The organism is Streptomyces sp. Sge12, assembly GCF_002080455.1.
In the GTDB taxonomy this organism is placed as follows: Bacteria; Actinomycetota; Actinomycetes; order Streptomycetales; family Streptomycetaceae; genus Streptomyces.
In genome coordinates this window covers 2,017,377-2,034,308 of the sequence record NZ_CP020555.1, presented here as the reverse complement: position 1 = coordinate 2,034,308, position 16,932 = coordinate 2,017,377, and the positions used below count along the sequence as shown (strand labels likewise).

At 73.9% G+C, this 16,932-nt stretch carries 16 protein-coding genes; 13 read left to right on the top strand and 3 right to left on the bottom strand.

The window, feature by feature from the left end; translation table 11 throughout:
* Window positions 1–2 precede the first annotated feature (2 nt).
* Genes B6R96_RS08995 through B6R96_RS08975 form a run of 5 tightly spaced genes read left to right on the top strand, consistent with a single transcriptional unit; the run spans window position 3 to window position 5,119 of the window.
* A complete protein-coding gene (locus B6R96_RS08995) occupies window positions 3–833 on the top strand; it encodes an ABC transporter ATP-binding protein (RefSeq protein ID WP_053703435.1) in 831 nt (276 codons plus the stop codon).
* Window positions 830–1,801, top strand: coding sequence for an ABC transporter permease (locus tag B6R96_RS08990; protein WP_081522196.1), 972 nt, complete (start codon window positions 830–832; stop codon window positions 1,799–1,801). The genes B6R96_RS08995 and B6R96_RS08990 overlap by 4 nt, the downstream gene beginning before the upstream one ends.
* Before the next feature lie 50 nt (window positions 1,802–1,851).
* Window positions 1,852–3,183, top strand: coding sequence for an LLM class flavin-dependent oxidoreductase (locus B6R96_RS08985; protein ID WP_081522195.1), 1,332 nt, complete (start codon window positions 1,852–1,854; stop codon window positions 3,181–3,183).
* Entirely contained in the window at window positions 3,180–4,769 is a 1,590-nt protein-coding gene (locus B6R96_RS08980) for an FAD-dependent oxidoreductase (protein ID WP_081522194.1), read from the top strand. The genes B6R96_RS08985 and B6R96_RS08980 overlap by 4 nt, the downstream gene beginning before the upstream one ends.
* The gene (locus B6R96_RS08975; RefSeq protein WP_030386152.1) at window positions 4,766–5,119 is read left to right on the top strand and encodes a 4Fe-4S dicluster domain-containing protein; all 354 of its coding nucleotides are present in this window, start codon (window positions 4,766–4,768) and stop codon (window positions 5,117–5,119) included. The genes B6R96_RS08980 and B6R96_RS08975 overlap by 4 nt, the downstream gene beginning before the upstream one ends.
* Window positions 5,120–5,218: 99 nt before the next feature.
* On the opposite strand, the gene B6R96_RS08970 is transcribed toward B6R96_RS08975, so the two are convergent.
* Both B6R96_RS08970 and B6R96_RS08965 read right to left on the bottom strand, forming a co-directional pair.
* Window positions 5,219–6,139 carry an NADP-dependent oxidoreductase gene (locus B6R96_RS08970; protein ID WP_081525038.1) on the bottom strand — a complete coding sequence of 307 codons (921 nt, stop codon included), beginning with the start codon at window positions 6,137–6,139 and terminating at the stop codon, window positions 5,219–5,221.
* Between the two features lie 42 nt (window positions 6,140–6,181).
* Window positions 6,182–6,901 carry a DUF2470 domain-containing protein gene (locus tag B6R96_RS08965; protein WP_053703432.1) on the bottom strand — a complete coding sequence of 240 codons (720 nt, stop codon included), beginning with the start codon at window positions 6,899–6,901 and terminating at the stop codon, window positions 6,182–6,184.
* A gap of 156 nt (window positions 6,902–7,057) precedes the next feature.
* On the opposite strand from B6R96_RS08965, the gene B6R96_RS08960 reads away from it, so the two are divergent.
* The 4 genes from B6R96_RS08960 (at window position 7,058) to B6R96_RS08945 (ending at window position 10,083) form a co-directional block, all read left to right on the top strand.
* Window positions 7,058–7,453: a cell division protein SepF gene (locus B6R96_RS08960; RefSeq protein ID WP_030012729.1), complete on the top strand. Its 396-nt coding sequence runs from the start codon at window positions 7,058–7,060 to the stop codon at window positions 7,451–7,453.
* Between the two features lie 517 nt (window positions 7,454–7,970).
* The gene (locus tag B6R96_RS08955; RefSeq protein ID WP_081522193.1) at window positions 7,971–9,083 is read left to right on the top strand and encodes a biotin transporter BioY; all 1,113 of its coding nucleotides are present in this window, start codon (window positions 7,971–7,973) and stop codon (window positions 9,081–9,083) included.
* Window positions 9,080–9,475, top strand: a complete 396-nt coding sequence (locus B6R96_RS08950) for a nucleotide pyrophosphohydrolase (RefSeq protein ID WP_081522192.1) — start codon at window positions 9,080–9,082, stop codon at window positions 9,473–9,475. Before B6R96_RS08955 ends, B6R96_RS08950 begins: the two co-directional genes overlap by 4 nt.
* Window positions 9,476–9,597: 122 nt before the next feature.
* Window positions 9,598–10,083: a DUF6099 family protein gene (locus B6R96_RS08945; RefSeq protein WP_030386147.1), complete on the top strand. Its 486-nt coding sequence runs from the start codon at window positions 9,598–9,600 to the stop codon at window positions 10,081–10,083.
* A gap of 47 nt (window positions 10,084–10,130) precedes the next feature.
* Here B6R96_RS08945 and B6R96_RS08940 read toward each other — a convergent pair whose 3' ends face one another.
* On the bottom strand, window positions 10,131–10,376 hold the full coding sequence (locus B6R96_RS08940) for a hypothetical protein (protein ID WP_081522191.1): 246 nt from the start codon (window positions 10,374–10,376) through the stop codon (window positions 10,131–10,133).
* 201 nt (window positions 10,377–10,577) lie between these two features.
* Here B6R96_RS08940 and B6R96_RS08935 point away from each other — a divergent pair, with 201 nt between their 5' ends.
* The 4 genes from B6R96_RS08935 (at window position 10,578) to B6R96_RS08920 (ending at window position 16,774) form a co-directional block, all read left to right on the top strand.
* Entirely contained in the window at window positions 10,578–11,501 is a 924-nt protein-coding gene (locus tag B6R96_RS08935; RefSeq protein WP_081522190.1) for an LLM class F420-dependent oxidoreductase, read from the top strand.
* A 199-nt stretch (window positions 11,502–11,700) separates the two neighbouring features.
* Window positions 11,701–12,615, top strand: a complete 915-nt coding sequence (mmuM, locus tag B6R96_RS08930) for a homocysteine S-methyltransferase (protein WP_237291383.1) — start codon at window positions 11,701–11,703, stop codon at window positions 12,613–12,615.
* A gap of 71 nt (window positions 12,616–12,686) precedes the next feature.
* Entirely contained in the window at window positions 12,687–14,222 is a 1,536-nt protein-coding gene (locus B6R96_RS08925) for a 3' terminal RNA ribose 2'-O-methyltransferase Hen1 (RefSeq protein ID WP_081522188.1), read from the top strand.
* Window positions 14,219–16,774: a polynucleotide kinase-phosphatase gene (locus B6R96_RS08920; RefSeq protein WP_081522187.1), complete on the top strand. Its 2,556-nt coding sequence runs from the start codon at window positions 14,219–14,221 to the stop codon at window positions 16,772–16,774. The genes B6R96_RS08925 and B6R96_RS08920 overlap by 4 nt, the downstream gene beginning before the upstream one ends.
* The last annotated feature ends 158 nt before the right edge of the window (window positions 16,775–16,932 follow it).

The window sequence follows — 16,932 nt, the reverse complement described above, 5'->3', positions numbered from 1 at the left end:
GCATGGCGAAGATCGTGTTCGAGGAAGTGACCAAGACCTTCCCGACCAAGGACAGGAAGAACAGGAGGAACAGGGAGGAGTTCACCGCGCTCGACGGCATCGACCTGGAGATCGGGGCGGGGGAGTTCGTGGTGGTCGTGGGCCCCAGCGGCTGCGGCAAGTCCACCCTCCTGGACCTGCTCGGCGGTCTGACCCGGCCGACGTCCGGGCGCATCCTGCTCGACGGGAAGCCCATCACCGGGCCGGGCCTGGACCGGGGCATCGTCTTCCAGCAGTACGCCCTGCTGCCGTGGCGGACGGCGCTCGGCAACGTCGAGTTCGGCCTGGAGGCGACCGGCGTGCCGCGCCGCGAACGCAAGGACCGGGCCCGGGAGTTCCTGGACCTCGTCGGGCTCACCGGCTTCGAGGACCGGCATCCGCACGAACTCTCCGGCGGGATGCGCCAGCGCGTCGCGATCGCCCGCTCGCTCGCCTACGACCCGGACGTGCTGCTGATGGACGAGCCGTTCGCCGCCCTCGACGCGCAGACCCGCGAGTCCCTCCAGGACGAGCTGCGGCGCATCTGGCAGCGCACCGGCAAGACCGTCGTCTTCATCACGCACGGCATCGAGGAGGCGGTCTACCTCGGCCAGAAGGTGGCCGTCATGACCTCCCGCCCCGGCCGCGTCAAGGAGATCGTCCCGGTCTCCTTCGGGGCCCGCGGCGCCGGCCTCCAGGGCGAGGACCTGCGCTCCAGCCCCGAGTTCGCCCGCTACCGCCACGAGATCTGGACCCTGCTCCACGACGAGGTGGCCCGTGCCCAGCAACTGGAGAAGGAGGAGGCCACCGTATGACCACGCACATCACCACCCCCGCCACCGATGCCCCGGCCGAGCAGGAGACCGTACGGGAGGCCCCCGCACCCGCCCTTCCGGCCGCACCCGCAGCCCCCGCCGCCCCTGCCGCACCCGCGGCCGACGCTCCCGCGACCGGCCCGGCGGCCGGGCCCGCACCGAAAACCGGCTCCGCCCCGTCCCCCCTCGGGAGGGCCGCCCGCGGCCTCGGCCGTCGGCTGCGCGCCCTCGCCGTGCGCTCCGCGGCCCTCGTCGCCCTGCTCGCCCTCTGGGAGACGGCCCCCCGCCTCGGCCTGGTCGACGCCACCTTCCTGCCCCCGGTCAGCGAGGTCGCCACGGCCTGGTGGGAGCTCCTGGGCAACGGCCAGCTCGGCCAGCACACCCGGGCCAGCCTCGCCCGCTCCTTCGGCGGCTTCGGCATCGCCGTCGCCGTCGCGGTCCCGCTCGGCCTGCTCATCGGCTGGTACCGGCCCGTCGCCGCGCTGCTCGGCCCGCTGCTGGAGGTGTTCCGCAACACCGCAGCGCTGGCCCTGCTGCCGGTCTTCGTGCTGCTGCTCGGCATCGGCGAGACCTCGAAGGTCTCGATCGTCGTGTACGCCTGCGTGTGGCCGGTCCTGCTGAACACCATCAGCGCGGTCGGCAACGCCGACCCCACCCTCGTCAGACTGGCCCGCTCGATGGACCTGTCCACCCCGAGGCTCTTCCAGAAGGTGATCCTGCCGTCCTCCGTGCCGGCCATCTTCACCGGCATCCGGCTGGCAGGCGCCGTCTCCATCCTGGTCCTGGTGGCCGCCGAGATGATCGGCGCCAAGGCGGGCCTCGGCTACCTGATCAACGCCTCGCAGTACAACTTCGCGATCCCGCAGATGTACGCGGGGATCATCACCATCTCCGCCATCGGTGTGGCCTTCAACCAGCTGCTGGTCACGATCGAACGCCGCCTCAGCACCTGGCGCGTCCCCGCCTGACCCGCGCGCAGCGCCCCCCGCCGCACCGCCACCGAACACGAGGAACAGCCATGACCGCGAACCGGACCCTCCACCTCAACGCCTTCCTGATGAACGCCGGTCACCACGACGCGGCCTGGCGTCACCCCGACAGCCGGCCCGACCTGATCACCGACGTGCGGTACTTCCAGGACCTGGCCCGCACCGCCGAGCGCGGCCTGCTCGACTCCATCTTCTTCGCCGACGGGGTCGCCCTGTGGGGCAAGGCCCGCCACAACGCGCTCGGCGGATTCGAGCCGCTCACCCTGCTCTCCGCCATCGCCGCCGTCACGGAGCACATCGGGCTGATCGCCACCGTCTCCACCACCTTCAACGAGCCCTACAACCTGGCCCGCAAGTTCGCCTCGCTCGACCACATCAGCGGCGGCCGGGCCGGCTGGAACATCGTCACCTCGGGCACCGTCGACGAGGCCCGCAACTTCAACCGCGACGAGCACCTCGAACACCACCTGCGCTACGAGCGCGCCCGCGAGTTCCTCGACGTCGCCACCAAGCTCTGGGACAGCTGGGAGGACGACGCGATCGTCCTCGACCGGGAGCGCGGCATCTACGCCGACACCGACAAGCTGCACCCCGCCGCCCACCGCGGCGAGTACTTCGGGGTGGCGGGACCGCTCAACGTGCCGCGCTCCCCCCAGGGCCACCCGCTGCTCGTGCAGGCCGGTTCCTCCGAGGACGGCAAGGAGTTCGCCGCCCAGTACGCCGAGGCCGTCTTCACCGCCCAGCAGACCCTCGCCGACGGCCAGACCTTCTACAAGGACCTCAAGTCCCGCCTCGCCAAGTACGGCCGCGCCGAGGGCGACCTGCTCGTCCTGCCCGGCATCGCCCCCGTCATCGGGTCCACCGAGGCCGAGGCGAAGGCCCTGGAGCAGGAGCTCACCGACCTCCAGGTGCCGGAGTACGGGCTCGCCCAGCTCTCCGGGATGCTGAACGTGGACCTCACCGGGCTGCCCCTGGACGGCCCGCTCCCGGACCTGCCCGAGGAGCGGGACATCAACGGCAACAAGAGCCGCTTCACCCTCGTCGCCGAGCTGGCCCGCCGCGACGGGCTCACACTGCGGCAGCTGATCGCCCGCCTCGGCGCGGGCCGCGGCCACCGCGTCTTCGCCGGCACCCCCGAGCAGATCGCCGACCAGCTCCAGGAGTGGTTCACCGAGGGCGCCGCCGACGGCTTCAACATCATGGCGCCGGTCCTGCCCACGGGCCTGACCGCCTTCGTCGACCACGTCGTGCCGATCCTCCAGCGGCGCGGTCTCTTCCGCACCGAGTACACCGGTGCCACCCTCCGCGAGAACTACGGCCTGGCCCGCCCGGCCAACCGGTACACCCGGGAGAGTTCATGACCGAGTACGCCACCGACGTCCTCGTGGTCGGCGGTGGACCGGCCGCCACCTGGGCCGCCCTCAAGGCCGCCGAGGCGGGAGCCCGGGTCGTCCTCGCCGACAAGGGGTACTGCGGGACGAGCGGGGCCACGGCCGCCGGCGGTACCGGTGTCTGGTACGTCCCGCCCGAACCCGCCGCCCGGGAGGCCGCCATGGCCTCCCGGGAGGGACTCGGCGGGTACCTCGCCGACCGCCGCTGGATGGCCCGGGTCCTCGACGAGACCTACGACCGGATGAACGAGCTCGCCGTGCAAGGCCGTTACCCGTTCCCCAGCGGCCCGGACGGGCAGCCGCTGCGCGGCGGCCTGCAAGGCCCCGAGTACATGCGGCGGATGCGCATCCGGATCCGCCGGGCCGGGGTCCGCGTCCTCGACCACAGCCCGGTCACCGAACTGCTCACCGACGCGGACGGGGCCGTAGCGGGCGCCGCCGGCTACCGCCGCCAGGTGCGCGAGTCCTACCGGGTACGGGCCGGCGCCGTCGTCCTCGCCACCGGCGGCTGCGCCTTCCTCAGCGGAGCGCTCGGCACCAACACCAACACCGGGGACGGCGCGCTCTTCGCCGCCGAGGCCGGGGCGGAGCTCTCCGGGATGGAGTTCTCCAACGCCTACGGGATCGCCCCCGAGGGCACCTCGGTCACCAAGACCGCCTTCTACTCCTTCGCCACCTTCTACCGGGAGGACGGCGAGGTCCTTCAGGGCGCGGCCAGCCAGGGCGGCCGCTCGGTGATCGCCCGCGAACTCCTCACGGGCGCCAAGGTGTACGCGCGCCTCGACCGCGCCGACGAGCCCGCCCGGGCCGCGATGCGCCTCGCGCAGCCCAACTTCTTCCTCACCTTCGACCGGCTCGGCATCGACCCCTTCACCGACCGCTTCGCCGTCACCCTGCTCGCCGAGGGCACCGTCCGCGGCACCGGCGGCATCCGCATCACCGGCGACGACTGCGCCACCGGCGTCCCCGGCCTGTACGCGGCCGGGGACGCGGCCACCCGCGAGGAGATCTGCGGCGGCTTCACCGGAGGCGGCAGCCACAACGCCGCCTGGGCCATCTCGTCGGGCAGCTGGGCCGGCCGGGGCGCCGCCGGACACGCCCTGTCCACGGGCTCCCGCCACGCCGCCCACCGCACCGTCACCGGGGCGGGCGGGGCGGGGCTGCGCCCTACGGGGCACCGGGCCCGTCCCGGCGGGCACCGGGCGGCCGTGGAACTCGTACAGGCGCAGGTCCTCCCGTACGACAAGAACTACCTGCGCCGCGGTGAGGTCCTGGCGGCTTCGCTGCGGGTCCTCGACGCGGCCTGGTCCGAGCTGCGGGCCACCCTCCACGGCGAGGGGGCCGAGCTGGTGCGGGCCCGGCAGGCGGCGGCGATGACGGCGCACGCGCGGTGGATGTACGCGGCCGCCCTCGCCCGGACCGAGAGCCGGGGGATGGCCAGGCGCCTGGACCACCCGCACCAGGACCCGGGGCAGCACCACCGGATCCTGGTGGGCGGCCTGGACCGGGTGTGGACCCGGCCCGCGGCCCCGGCAGCAGCGGGGGCCACCGGATGATCGAACTGATCTCGGACGCCCGGTGCATCGCCTGCGACAAGTGCATCGAGGTGTGCCCGACGGACGTGTTCGAGCGGGGACCGGAAGGGATCCCGCGGCTCGCCCGGCACGAGGACTGCCAGACCTGCTTCCTGTGCGAGGCCAACTGCCCGGTGGACGCGCTGTACGTGTCCCCGCTGACCCGGCCGCTGCCGCAGGACCCGGCCGTTCGGGACGAGGCGGGGCTGGTGGGGCGCGGGCTGCTCGGCAGCTACCGGCGGGAGATCGGCTGGGGCGAGGGGCGGACGCCCGGTGCGCTGCGCGCGGTCGGACCGGCACTGGCGCCGGCGGCGCCGCCGATCACCTCCTGACTGCGGGGGCTCGGGGGCTCGGGGGCTCGGGGGCTCGGGGGAGGCGGGGGAGGCGGGCCGGCCGGGACCGGGCCGGCCCGCCCCTCCGCACGTGCCTGCTCAGACCGTCAGGACGATCTTGCCCCGGGTGCGGCCCGAGGCGCTCAGCTCCCAGGCCCTGGCGGCCTCGGCGAGCGGCACCGCGTGCTCCACGTTGACCGTGAGCTTCCCCGCCTCGGCCAGTTCCGCCAGGAACGTGAGGTCGGTGGTGTCGGGGCGCACCCACAGCTGGTGGGCGCCCTTGGCGGCCGCCTCGTAGTCGGCGATGGAGACCACCCGGTGGCGCTCCTTGACCAGGGACTGGAGCGTCTCGATGACGCCGTCGCCGTAGAAGTCGAGGCCCGCGTCGACCCCTTCGGGCGCCAGCTCGCGGATCCGGTCCGCGAGGCCCTCCCCGTACAGCACGGGCTCCGCGCCGAGGGAACGCAGGTAGTCGTGGTTGTGCGCGCCCGCCGTGCCGATGACCCGCAGGCCGAGTGCGACCGCGATCTGCACGCCGAAGGACCCGGTGCCGCCGGCCGCGGAGTGGATGACGACGGTCTCGCCGGCCTTGAGGCCCGCCCGCTTGAGCGACTGGTAGGCGGTGAGTCCGGCCAGCGGGATGCCCGCGGCCTGCTCGAAGGTCAGCCCGCCGGGCTTGCGGGCGAGGGTGCGCACGGGGGCGGACACCAGCTCGGCGTACGTGCCGAGTTCGACCCATTCCTTGCGGACGTAGCCGTAGACCTCGTCGCCGACGGAGTAGTCGAAGGTGTCCTCGCCGACCGCTTCGACGACTCCGGCCACGTCCCAGCCGGGTATGACCGGGTGGCGGACCTCCAGGATCGGGTCGAGGTATCCGGCGGCGAGCTTCCAGTCCACCGGGTTGACGCCGGCGGCCTTGACGCGGACGAGGACCTCGCCCGGGCCGACTTTGGGCTTCGGTACATCAACGAGCGTGAGGGTGGCGGGAGTTCCGTATGCGCTGTATGTGATGGCCTTCATGATCATCCCCAACGCGGGGCCACGGCCGGGTATTCCGGCCCGTCAGGCCGGCAGGGTGTTGCGGTGCGAGTTCCGCCGGGCCGCGCTGAAGAGCGCCTGGATCTGCGCGCCCGCCTGCTCGACGTCGTCGAGGGGTGAGGGGAAGGGCAGCCGTACGTCGCGGTGGCCGCGGCGCTCCTCCAGCCGCAGGGTGATCCCGTACCGGTCCATGGCGACCGGCAGCGCGCGCAGCACGGCGGCGGTGGGCAGCGGCCGGACCAGCCGCAGCAGGAGGGTGACCAGGTCGTGGTGGTCGTCGAGCAGGTGCGTGAGCATGCCCGCCTCGTACGGGGCCAGCGGGTCGGGGCAGGCCGCGTCGAGCTCTTCGAGGCCGACGTGCGAGCGGCCCTCCGGGGTCTCCAGGACGGCCCGGTCGAATTCCATGCAGGTGGAGTTGACGCCGGAGTCGTCGGCGAGGTCGGAGTAGGGGGTGAGCAGGCGGCCCAGCACGGTGACGCGGGCGCGCACCCGGTCCCGTACGGGAGTGGGGGCCACGTCGGTGAACTCCAGCCGGATCGCGGGCCGGTACTCGGACTCGCCGCCGGGTTCGGCGGGGTGCAGGTGCAGCCGCCCCATCGGGTCGCTTCCGTCGAGGTGGCGGACCTCCGACCGCAGCCCGTCGGTGACCACGTTCATGGAGTGGGCGGCCGTCAGGATCGACCGGATCCGCTCGGCATCGGTGGGCCGGGCGGCCGGGGTGGCGGGGGCACCGAACAGGCGCATGCGGATCTCTCCATCGTCCAGGTGACTTAGGTATGCCTAACCTAACCTATCTGGCTCTCCGGGAGTACCCGGCACGCTCGTGTCGTTGTTGGGCTGAACGGGTGAAACGCGAGAGGATGGGGGGATGCACATGAAGCGCACGGCCGAGGCGGCCCGGTGAGCAGGTACGACGTCACCGACGAACAGTGGGAGGGGCTCGCGCAGGTGGTCCCCCTGCGCAGTCGCAACGAATGGCCCTCCCGGGTGGACCACCGCACGATTCCCACGGCGCCCGGGGCGTCGGCGGCGGAGCAGCGGCGCTTCGTGGTGATCAGAGTCCAGATCTTCGCGGACGCGCGGGAGGTGGCGGAGTACCTGATCGCGCAGATCCCGGTGCTGCTCGACCTCACCGGCGCGGACAGCGAAGTGGCCAAGCGGATCCTCGACTTCAGCAGCGGCGTGGTCTTCGGCCTGGGCAGCGGCATGCACCGCGTGGACCGGAACGTCTTCCTGCTCGCCCCGGTGGGGACCGAGGTCGAGGGGATCGCGGCCGCCGCCGTCCCCCGATCGTAGGAAGGTCCGCGCGAGGGAACGGTTCGCCGGAGCCGCGGGGGGTCCGGCGGGCCGTACCGTCCCGCGCATGGACGCCACTTCGGACGCGACGGCGGTGGGCACCGCCGCCGCCGTCGCGTTAGCCGACACCCGAACCGATCCCTCGGGAGCAGGACCGGCCGGTGCCACGGGAGGCCCGCCCACCCCGGCGCCCCCGCCCCCGACGGGCCCGCCCGGCACGCCGACCGCTTCCGCGGGTCCGGCCACGGCTCCGGCGGGCACGCCGACTGCTTCCGCGGACCCGGCTCAGGCCCCGGTTCCGGCGGGGTCGGCCGGTACGCCGACCGCTTCCGCGGCCACGGCTCCGGCGGGCCCGCCCGCCACCGCGCCCCCGGCTCCAGTGGGCCCTCCGGCCCCGGCGCCGGGCGGGCCTCCCGGGGCGGCGGCCCGGACCGCGCCCGACCCGGTCGTGCCGGGGCAGGCGGGGCCCCGGGACGCCGGTCGCCCTGCCGAGCCCGCGCAGCGGTATCCGCGGCCCGTGGTCACCGAGCTGCGGCTCTCCGCCTTCGGACCGCACCGCTCGGCGCTCTTCCCGCTGGGCCCCCTCACCCTCTTCGCCGGACCGAGCGGCAGCGGCAAGTCCCAGGCCCTGGAGGCCTACGCGGCCCTGGCCGGGCTGGCTTCCGGGGCCACGCTGGAGGAGGCCTTCCCGGACCCGTGCGCCCGCATCCCCGACCGCGCCGTCCCCGACGCGCAACGGCGCCGCGGATTCCGCCTCGGCGTCACCGTCGAGGGCCCCGCCGGCGCGGTCCGGCTCGACCTCGCGGTCCAGGCCGAGCCCACGCTGCGGATCGTCGGCGAACGGCTTTCGCAGGGCGGGCAGATCCTGCTCGCCACCGCCCTGCGCGATCCCGGCCGGCGCTCGGTCCAGGCCGCCTGGCTGACCGGCGGGGCCATCGGCGTCACCCGGGCCCCGCTGCCCGACGACCGGCTCGGCACGGCCCTGCTCCCGCTGCGCGTCGCCGGGTCCACGGCCGGCCAGCGCCAGGTCCTGGCCGCCGCCGAGCAGGTGGTCGTGGCCCTGCGCGCGGTCTTCCCCTGCGACCCCCGCCCGGACCGGATGCGCGCGGCCGTCCCGCCGGGCGAGGGCCGGCTGCTGGGCGACTGCGCCAACCTGGCCGACGTACTGCGCCGCACGCGCAGCGAGTGCGGCACCCGCCACGCGCTGCTGGCGGAGGCGGCCCGTACCGGCTGTGCGGGGCCCGTCCTGGGGCTGGACGTACGGGCCCCCTCGGGCGGCGGCCCCGTCGCGGCGGTCCTGGACCGCGGCCCGGACCGGCCCGCCACGGAACTGGCCCGGCTGGCCGCGGGCGAACTCCGCTTCCTGGCGCTGGCGCTGGTCCTGCTCACCGGGCCGGGGGTGCTGGCCATGGACCCGGCCGCAGAGCTGCTCTCCGCGCGGCAGGCCCTGACGGTGCTGGCCGACGACTTCGACCGCGGCCTGGACCGGCGCCAGAGCGCCGAACTGCTGCGGCTCGCCCTGCTGTCCTGCGGCCGGGGCCACATCAGGCTGGTGGCGGCGGTGGGGGAGGGGACCGCGGCCGCCGCCCGCGACCTCGAGGGGGTCGCGGTGGTAGACCTGGGGGCATGAACGAGACGCAGGAGCCGCCCCGGTCGCCCGAGCGGCGGCCGGAGGAACGGCTGGACCGACTGCAGCGCCGGCTCGCGCAGTTCGCGGCGGCGCGCGGCTGGGAGCCGTACCACACGCCCAAGAACCTGGCCGTGGCGCTGAGCGTGGAGGCGTCCGAACTGGTCGAGATCTTCCAGTGGCTGACCCCCGAACAGTCGGCGAAGGTCATGGAGAAGCCGGAATCCGCCCATCGCGTGGCCGATGAGGTGGCCGACGTGCTGGCGTATCTGCTGCAGTTCTGTGAGGTTCTCGGGGTGGATGTGCTCGATGCGCTCGCCGCGAAGATCGAGAGGAACGAACTCCGCTTCCCCGTTCCGGGCCCATCGAGGCCGAATCGTCACTCTTCGGAGTGATGGACTCATCCACAATCACGTTTCTGTCCACATTTTCCGAATACCCCTGGCTTTACTGACTCGTTGCCCTCACTCTGGGTAGTGGTGAGGATGGCGGATGTCGTGCGGACGGGGGACGGCATATGGATGCGGTACGGCTCATCGCGGCCGGCCGGCACGCGCTGGCACAGAGTGGGGCTGCGTGGGACATCGTGGGCGAGGCCTGGCAGGCGCAGGCGCTCGCACAAGGCGTAGGGAGCTATCTGGCGGTCACCGGGCCGCCGGAGCTGAGATCGGAGGCACGGGGACTGGGGGAAGCGGGAGGAAGAGGCTGCGGGGTGCTCGACCGGGCGGCCCTGCGCGGAGAGGGCAGCGCGCCCGAGTATCCGCCGCGGGCAGCGCAGTTGAGCGAGGTGTCGGACATCCGGCAGGCACTGCTCGGACTCCAGGCGCTGCTGGGCGAAGTGGGGATAGCCCTGGTCGGGGTGGCCTGCGGGACGGACGACGAGTCCTTGTACTGGCAGTGCATAGAGTCGATCGACGCGGCGGACGAATCGAGCGACCGGGTGCGGGCGATCCTGCGCCGCATGACGGTCCGCGAGCGGGGGTCGGCCTCGGGCGTGGCCTGAGCGGCGGCACAGGTGGGGTCCCGCCGTGCGCGGCGGGACCCGTACGGTCAGGACGACCGGGAGGACGGCCGCTCGCCCTCGGGGGTGCGGTCCGTGGAGGCCTGGAGATCGGCGTCGAGCTGTGACAGGTCGGCGTTCAGCGCCGCCATCAGTTCTTCCATCTGCTGCAGCAGGCCCTGCGGAGCGGCGCCGCCCTGAGCGGGTACCGCGGGCTCCTGACCTGCTTCGTCGTGTGCTGCCTGTCCGGTCGGTCCGGTGTGTCGGCGGGTCTCCGGCACGGCCTCGTGGGACATGGCGGCCTCCTCGGCCCTGGCCCTTCCAAGGCGGAAGGGGGCGGTGGACGCACCGGCGGGACGCCGCCGGCGCGCGGGCCGGGCGGTCCGGCTCCGTCCGAGCAAACGATCCCCGTCCGGGCCGGTCACTGGCGCGCCCGGGGGTGGACCGTCCGGTTGACGGAGATTCACCCTGCCGGGGCGGGAGGGCAGGATGGGGGTATGGATCTCCGCATTTTCACCGAGCCCCAGCAGGGCGCGAGCTACGACACCCTCCTGACCGTCGCGAAGGCCACCGAGGACCTGGGCTTCGATGCGTTCTTCCGATCCGACCACTATCTGCGGATGGGCTCCGCCGACGGCCTGCCCGGACCCACCGACGCCTGGATCACCCTCGCGGGCCTGGCCCGGGAGACCAAGCGGATCCGCCTCGGCACGCTGATGACGGCCGGCACCTTCCGGCTGCCCGGCGTCCTCGCCATCCAGGTGGCCCAGGTCGACCGGATGTCCGGCGGCCGCGTCGAACTGGGCCTCGGCGCGGGCTGGTTCGAGGACGAGCACAAGGCGTACGGCATCCCCTTCCCGGCGGACCGGATGTCCCGGCTGGAGGAGCAGCTGGCCGTCATCACCGGTCTGTGGGCCACCGAGCCCGGTGCCACCTTCGACTACGCGGGCAAGCACTACCGGGTGGAGAACTCGCCCGCGCTCCCCAAGCCCGCCCAGACCAAGGTGCCCGTCCTCATCGGCGGCCACGGCGCCCGGCGCACCCCGCGGCTCGCCGCGCAGTACGCGGACGAGTTCAACATGCCCTTCGCGTCGATCGCGGACAGCGAGCGGCAGTTCGGCCGGGTCCGGGAGGCCGCCGAGGAAGCCGGCCGCAAGGCCGACGACCTGCGCTGCTCCAACGCCCTCGTCGTGTGCGTGGGCAAGGACGACGCCGAGGTGGCCCGCCGGGCCGCCGCCATCGGCCGCGACGTGGACGAGCTCAAGGCCAACGGCCTGGCCGGCTCCCCGGCCGAGGTCGTGGAGAAGATCGGCGCCTACGGCGCCATCGGCTCCTCCCGCATCTACCTCCAGCTGCTCGACCTGGACGACCTGGACCACCTGGAGCTGATCTCCGCCCACGTGCTCGCCCAGCTCCGCTAGGCCGTGCCGATCGGGCCGGGCTCGCGGGGCGCGGCACCGCGCCTCGCCGCGCTGTCCTCGGTCGGCGATGCTCCGCATCGACTCCCTCGTCCGCCTTGCGATCCTTCCCCTCGGCCCTGGCGGGCCCGGGGAGACCCCATGGCTCCGGACCCCGCTCCCTGATCCGGCCCGATCGGCACGACACCCCCAGGAGGCAGCAGTGCCCCGCGCATCCGGCCCGCTCGCCCGGGCCCTGGCCCACCGGGCCTTGCTCCTGGACGGCGGGCTCAGCAACCAGCTCGCCGCCCAGGGCTGCGACCTGTCCGGCGGCCTCTGGTCGGGCCGGGTGCTCGCCGAGCGCCCGGACCAGGTGGAGGCCGCCCACACGGCCTACGCCCGGGCCGGCGCCGAGGTACTGATCACCGCCAGCTACCAGGTCGGTTACGAGGCCTTCGCGGCCCACGGCCACGACCGCGCCGAGACCACCGCCCTGCTGCACCGCAGCGTGCACCTCGCCGCCCGGGCCGCCGAGGCCGCCGACCACGAGGTGTGGGTGGCCGCCTCCGTGGGCCCGTACGGTGCGGTGCTCGCGGACGGCTCCGAGTACCGCGGCCGGTACGGCCTGAGCGTGCGGCGGCTCGCCGCCTTCCACCGGCCCCGCATCGAAGCCCTGCTCGCCGCCGGCCCCGACGTCCTGGCCGTGGAGACGATCCCCGACACCGACGAGGCCGAGGCGCTGCTCACGGTCCTCGCGGAGACCGGCGCCCCCGCCTGGCTCTCGTACACGGTGGCCGCCGGCCGCACACGGGCCGGCAACCCCCTCCCGGAGGCCTTCGCCCTCGCCGCCGCCTCCCCCCAGGTCATCGCGGTCGGCGTCAACTGCTGCGACCCCGCCGATGTGCTGCCCGCCCTCCGCGCGGCGGCCGCCGTCACCGCCGGACCGCTGCTGGCCTACCCCAACGACGGCTCGGTCTGGGACGCCGCCACCGGGACCTGGCACACCCCCGAAGCCCCCGCCCCCTGGCCCCTGCAGGCCTGGCGCGCCGCCGGCGCCCGCCTCGTCGGCGGCTGCTGCCGCATCGGACCGGAACACATCGCCGCCCTCGGAGCCCTCCTGCCGGACCGGCGGCCGTAGGGCCGGGCCGGGCCGGAGGGAGCCGAAAAAGCAGAGGCAGGCGGGGCGGTTGACCAGCCACAATCGGTCGTGTGTTCCTGACGATCTCCACCACCGGCTCCCCCGAACGACCCGCGACCGACCTGGGCCATGTGCTGCACAAGCACCCCGGGAAGACGCAGGCGTTCTCCACCTCCCACGGCACCGCCCACGTGTTCTACCCCGAGGCCTCGGTCCAGCGGTGCACGGCGGCCCTCCTGCTGGAGGTCGACCCCGTCGCGCTCGTGCGGCGCGGCCGGGGCAAGGGCCGTGGCGGGGCGCCGGACGCCGCGCTCGCGCAGTACGTGAACGACCGGCCGTACGCCGCGTCCTCGCTGCTCGCCGTCGCGCTCGGCGGAGTGTTCCGCACCGCCCTCCAGGGCCGGTGCGCCGCCCGCCCGGAGCTCGCGGAGCAGGCCCGGCCGCTGCGCATCGAGGTCCCGGTCCTGCCCGCCCGCGGAGGCGCGCAGCTGGTGCACCGGCTGTTCGAGCCGCTCGGCTGGGACCTCGTACAGGCCGAGGCCGTACCGCTCGACGAGCAGTTCCCCGAGTGGGGCGACTCCCGCTACGTACGGCTCGTCCTGGAGGGCGAACTGCGCCTGGCCGACGCCCTGCGGCAGCTCTACGTGCTGCTGCCGGTGCTCGACGACGCCAAGCACTACTGGATCTCCCCGGACGAGGTGGACAAGCTGCTGCGCGCCGGGGACGGCTGGCTCGCCGCCCACCCCGAGAACGGGCTGATCACCTCCCGCTACCTGGCCCGCCACAAGCGGCTGACCCAGGAGGCCATCGAGCGCCTGGAACTGGTCCGCCTCGCCGAGGCCGACGGCAGCGAGGTCGAGGAGCTCGACAACGCCGTGGACGAGAACCGCGACACGGAGGAGCGGCCCGTGCCGCTCGCCGTGCAGCGGCGCGAGGCGATCCTCGCCGCGCTGCGCGCCGCCGGCGCCCAGCGGGTGCTGGACCTCGGCTGCGGCCAGGGACAGCTGCTCCAGGCACTGTTGAAGGACCCGGCCCACACCGAGATCGTCGGTATGGACGTGTCCGTGCGGGCGCTGAACATCGCGGCCCGGCGGCTGCGGCTGGATCGGATGGGCGAGCGCCAGAGCTCGCGCCTCACGCTCCTGCAAGGCTCGCTCGCCTACACCGACAAGCGGCTGGCCGGCTACGACGCGGCCGTGCTCAGCGAGGTCATCGAGCACCTGGACCCGGAGCGGCTGCCCGCGCTGGAGTACGCGGTGTTCGGCTCGGCCCGCCCCCGGACGGTGCTCGTCACCACCCCGAACGTCGAGTACAACGTGCGCTGGGAGACGCTGCCCGCCGGGCACGTCCGCCACGGCGACCACCGCTTCGAGTGGACCCGCGAGGAGTTCCGCGCCTGGGCCGACGAGGTCGCGCGGCGCCACGGCTACGGGGTGCGGTACGTGCCCGTCGGCGACGACGACCCCGAGGTGGGGCCGCCGACGCAGATGGCCGTCTTCACCCAGCACGACACCAGCGACACCACCGAATCCGCCGAATCCACCGACGCCGCGGGCTCCGCCGCAGGCACCGGCACCGATACCCCGAAGGAGGGCGAGGCAGCATGACCAGCACCGAGACCCCCCGTACGCGCACCCTTCCCGTCACCGACCTGTCCCTCGTCGTCCTGATCGGAGCCACCGGATCGGGCAAGTCCACCTTCGCCCGCAAGCACTTCAAGCCCACCGAGGTCATCTCCTCCGACTACTGCCGGGGCCTGGTCAGCGACGACGAGAACGACCAGAGCGCCAGCCGGGACGCCTTCGACGTCCTGCACTACATCGCGGGCAAGCGCCTCGCCGCCGGCCGCCTCACCGTCGTCGACGCCACCAGCGTCCAGGCCGACGCCCGCCGGCAGCTGATCCGGCTCGCCCGCGAGCACGACGTCCTGCCGATCGCCATCGTCCTGGACATGCCCGAGCAGGTCTGCGCCGAGCGCAACGCCGGCCGCCCCGACCGCGCCGGCCTGCCCCGCGCGGTCATCCAGCGGCACCGCCGCGACCTGCGGCGCTCGCTGCGCGGTCTGGAGCGCGAGGGCTTCCGCAAGGTCCACGTGCTGCGCTCGGTCGAGGAGGCCGAGACCGCGGAGGTCGTCCTGGAGAAGCGGTTCAACGACCTCACCCACCTCACCGGCCCCTTCGACATCGTCGGCGACATCCACGGCTGTTCCTCCGAACTGGAGACCCTGCTCGCAAAGCTCGGCTACGAGGACGGCGTCCACCCCGCGGGCCGCACCGCCGTCTTCGTCGGCGACCTCGTCGACCGGGGCCCCGACAGCCCCGGCGTCCTGCGCCGCGTGATGGGCATGGTCAAGTCCGGCAACGCCCTGTGCGTGCCGGGGAACCACGAGAACAAGCTCGGCCGTTACCTGAAGGGCTCCAAGGTCCAGCGGACCCACGGCCTCGCCGAGACCATCGAGCAGCTGGAGGGGGAGCCGGAGGAGTTCGTCCAGGAGGTACGGGAGTTCATCCGCGGCCTCGTCAGCCACTACGTCCTCGACGGCGGCAGGCTGGTGGTCTGCCACGCCGGTCTGCCGGAGAAGTACCACGGCCGCACCTCCGGCCGGGTCCGCTCGCACGCCCTGTACGGAGAGACCACCGGCGAGACCGACGAGTTCGGCCTGCCCGTGCGCTACCCGTGGGCCGAGGACTACCGCGGCAAGGCCGCCGTGGTCTACGGTCACACCCCGGTCCCGGACACGACCTGGATCAACAACACCATCTGCCTCGACACCGGCGCCGTCTTCGGCGGCCGGATGACCGCCCTGCGCTGGCCCGAGCGCGAACTGGTCGACGTACCGGCCGAGAAGGTCTGGTACGAGCCGGTCAAGCCGCTCGCCGCCGAGGCGCCCGGCGGGCACGACGGACGGCCGCTCGACCTGGCCGACGTGCACGGCCGCCGGGTCGTGGAGACCCGGCACCTGGGCAACGTCACCGTGCGCGAGGAGAACGCCGCGGCGGCCCTGGAGGTCATGAGCCGCTTCGCCGTGGACCCCCGCCTCGTCCCGTACCTGCCGCCGACCATGGCGCCGACCGCGACCTCGCGGGAGGACGGCTACTTGGAGCACCCGGCCGAGGCCTTCGCGCAGTACCGCGCGGACGGCATCGCCCAGGTGGTGTGCGAGGAGAAGCACATGGGCTCCCGCGCCACCGTCCTGGTCTGCAAGGACGCCGACGCGGCCCGCAACCGCTTCGGGGTCGACGGCCCGACCGGATCGGTCCACACCCGCACCGGGCGGCCGTTCTTCAAGGAGCCCGAGGTCACCGAGGAGGTCCTGACCCGGCTGCGCTCGGCGATCACCGATGCAGGCCTGTGGGAGGAGCTCGGCACCGACTGGCTGCTGCTCGACGGGGAGATCCTGCCCTGGTCCCTGAAGTCCGCCGGCCTGCTGCGCAACCAGTACGCCGCCGTCGGCGCGGCCTCCGGCGCCGTCTTCCCCGGCGCCCTCGCCGCTCTGGAGGCGGCCGCCGCCCGGGGCGTCGACACCGGCGACCTGCTGGAGCGCCAGCGGGGCCGGGCCACCGACGCGGCCGCCTTCACCGAGGCCTACCGCCGCTACTGCTGGACCACCGACGGGCTGGACGGCGTACGCTTCGCGCCGTTCCAGCTGCTGGCGGTGGCCGGGCGGTCGCTGGCCGCCGTGCCCCACGACGAGCAGCTGTTCTGGCTGGACCGCCTGGTGGCCGCCGACGAGGCGGCCGGCACCGGACTGCTGCGCCGCACCGGCCGGATCCTGGTGGACACCGCGGACGAGGACTCCGTACGGGCCGGCACCGACTGGTGGCTGGAGCTGACGGCCGCCGGCGGCGAGGGCATGGTCGTCAAGCCGCTCCAGGCGTACGCCCGGGACGGCAAGGGCCGGCTGGTCCAGCCCGGGGTGAAGGTGCGCGGGCGCGAGTACCTGCGGATCATCTACGGCCCGGAGTACACCCGTCCCGACCAGCTGGAGCGGCTGCGCGACCGGTTCCTCGGGCACAAGCGCTCGCTCGCCCTGCGCGAGTACGCGCTCGGGCTGGAGGCGCTGGACCGGCTGGCGGCCGAGGAGCCGCTGTGGCGGGTCCACGAGGCGGTGTTCGCGGTGCTCGCGCTGGAGTCGGAGCCGGTCGACCCGCGCCTGTGAGCCGGTATCGGCGCCGGTGCGGCCGCGGTCCGCGGGCCGCGCGTCAGCACAGTCCGTAAAGGAGGGGCCCCCGTACGGCTGCTAATTAGGTCGTATGGGGGAACTTTCGCGGAGAACGCCGGGAAAACCACCGGCGGGATCGTTCATCCAGGGCAGCG

What these genes read in the sequence shown, in the direction of transcription:
- B6R96_RS08995 (WP_053703435.1), top strand. Translation starts at nt 3, where the DNA reads ATGGCGAAGATCGTGTTCGAGGAAGTGACCAAGACCTTCCCGACCAAG.
- B6R96_RS08990 (WP_081522196.1), top strand. Translation starts at nt 830, where the DNA reads ATGACCACGCACATCACCACCCCCGCCACCGATGCCCCGGCCGAGCAG.
- B6R96_RS08985 (WP_081522195.1), top strand. Translation starts at nt 1,852, where the DNA reads ATGACCGCGAACCGGACCCTCCACCTCAACGCCTTCCTGATGAACGCC.
- B6R96_RS08980 (WP_081522194.1), top strand. Translation starts at nt 3,180, where the DNA reads ATGACCGAGTACGCCACCGACGTCCTCGTGGTCGGCGGTGGACCGGCC.
- B6R96_RS08975 (WP_030386152.1), top strand. Translation starts at nt 4,766, where the DNA reads ATGATCGAACTGATCTCGGACGCCCGGTGCATCGCCTGCGACAAGTGC.
- B6R96_RS08970 (WP_081525038.1), bottom strand. Translation starts at nt 6,139, where the DNA reads ATGAAGGCCATCACATACAGCGCATACGGAACTCCCGCCACCCTCACG.
- B6R96_RS08965 (WP_053703432.1), bottom strand. Translation starts at nt 6,901, where the DNA reads ATGCGCCTGTTCGGTGCCCCCGCCACCCCGGCCGCCCGGCCCACCGAT.
- B6R96_RS08950 (WP_081522192.1), top strand. Translation starts at nt 9,080, where the DNA reads ATGAACGAGACGCAGGAGCCGCCCCGGTCGCCCGAGCGGCGGCCGGAG.
- B6R96_RS08945 (WP_030386147.1), top strand. Translation starts at nt 9,598, where the DNA reads ATGGATGCGGTACGGCTCATCGCGGCCGGCCGGCACGCGCTGGCACAG.
- B6R96_RS08940 (WP_081522191.1), bottom strand. Translation starts at nt 10,376, where the DNA reads ATGTCCCACGAGGCCGTGCCGGAGACCCGCCGACACACCGGACCGACC.
- B6R96_RS08935 (WP_081522190.1), top strand. Translation starts at nt 10,578, where the DNA reads ATGGATCTCCGCATTTTCACCGAGCCCCAGCAGGGCGCGAGCTACGAC.
- B6R96_RS08920 (WP_081522187.1), top strand. Translation starts at nt 14,219, where the DNA reads ATGACCAGCACCGAGACCCCCCGTACGCGCACCCTTCCCGTCACCGAC.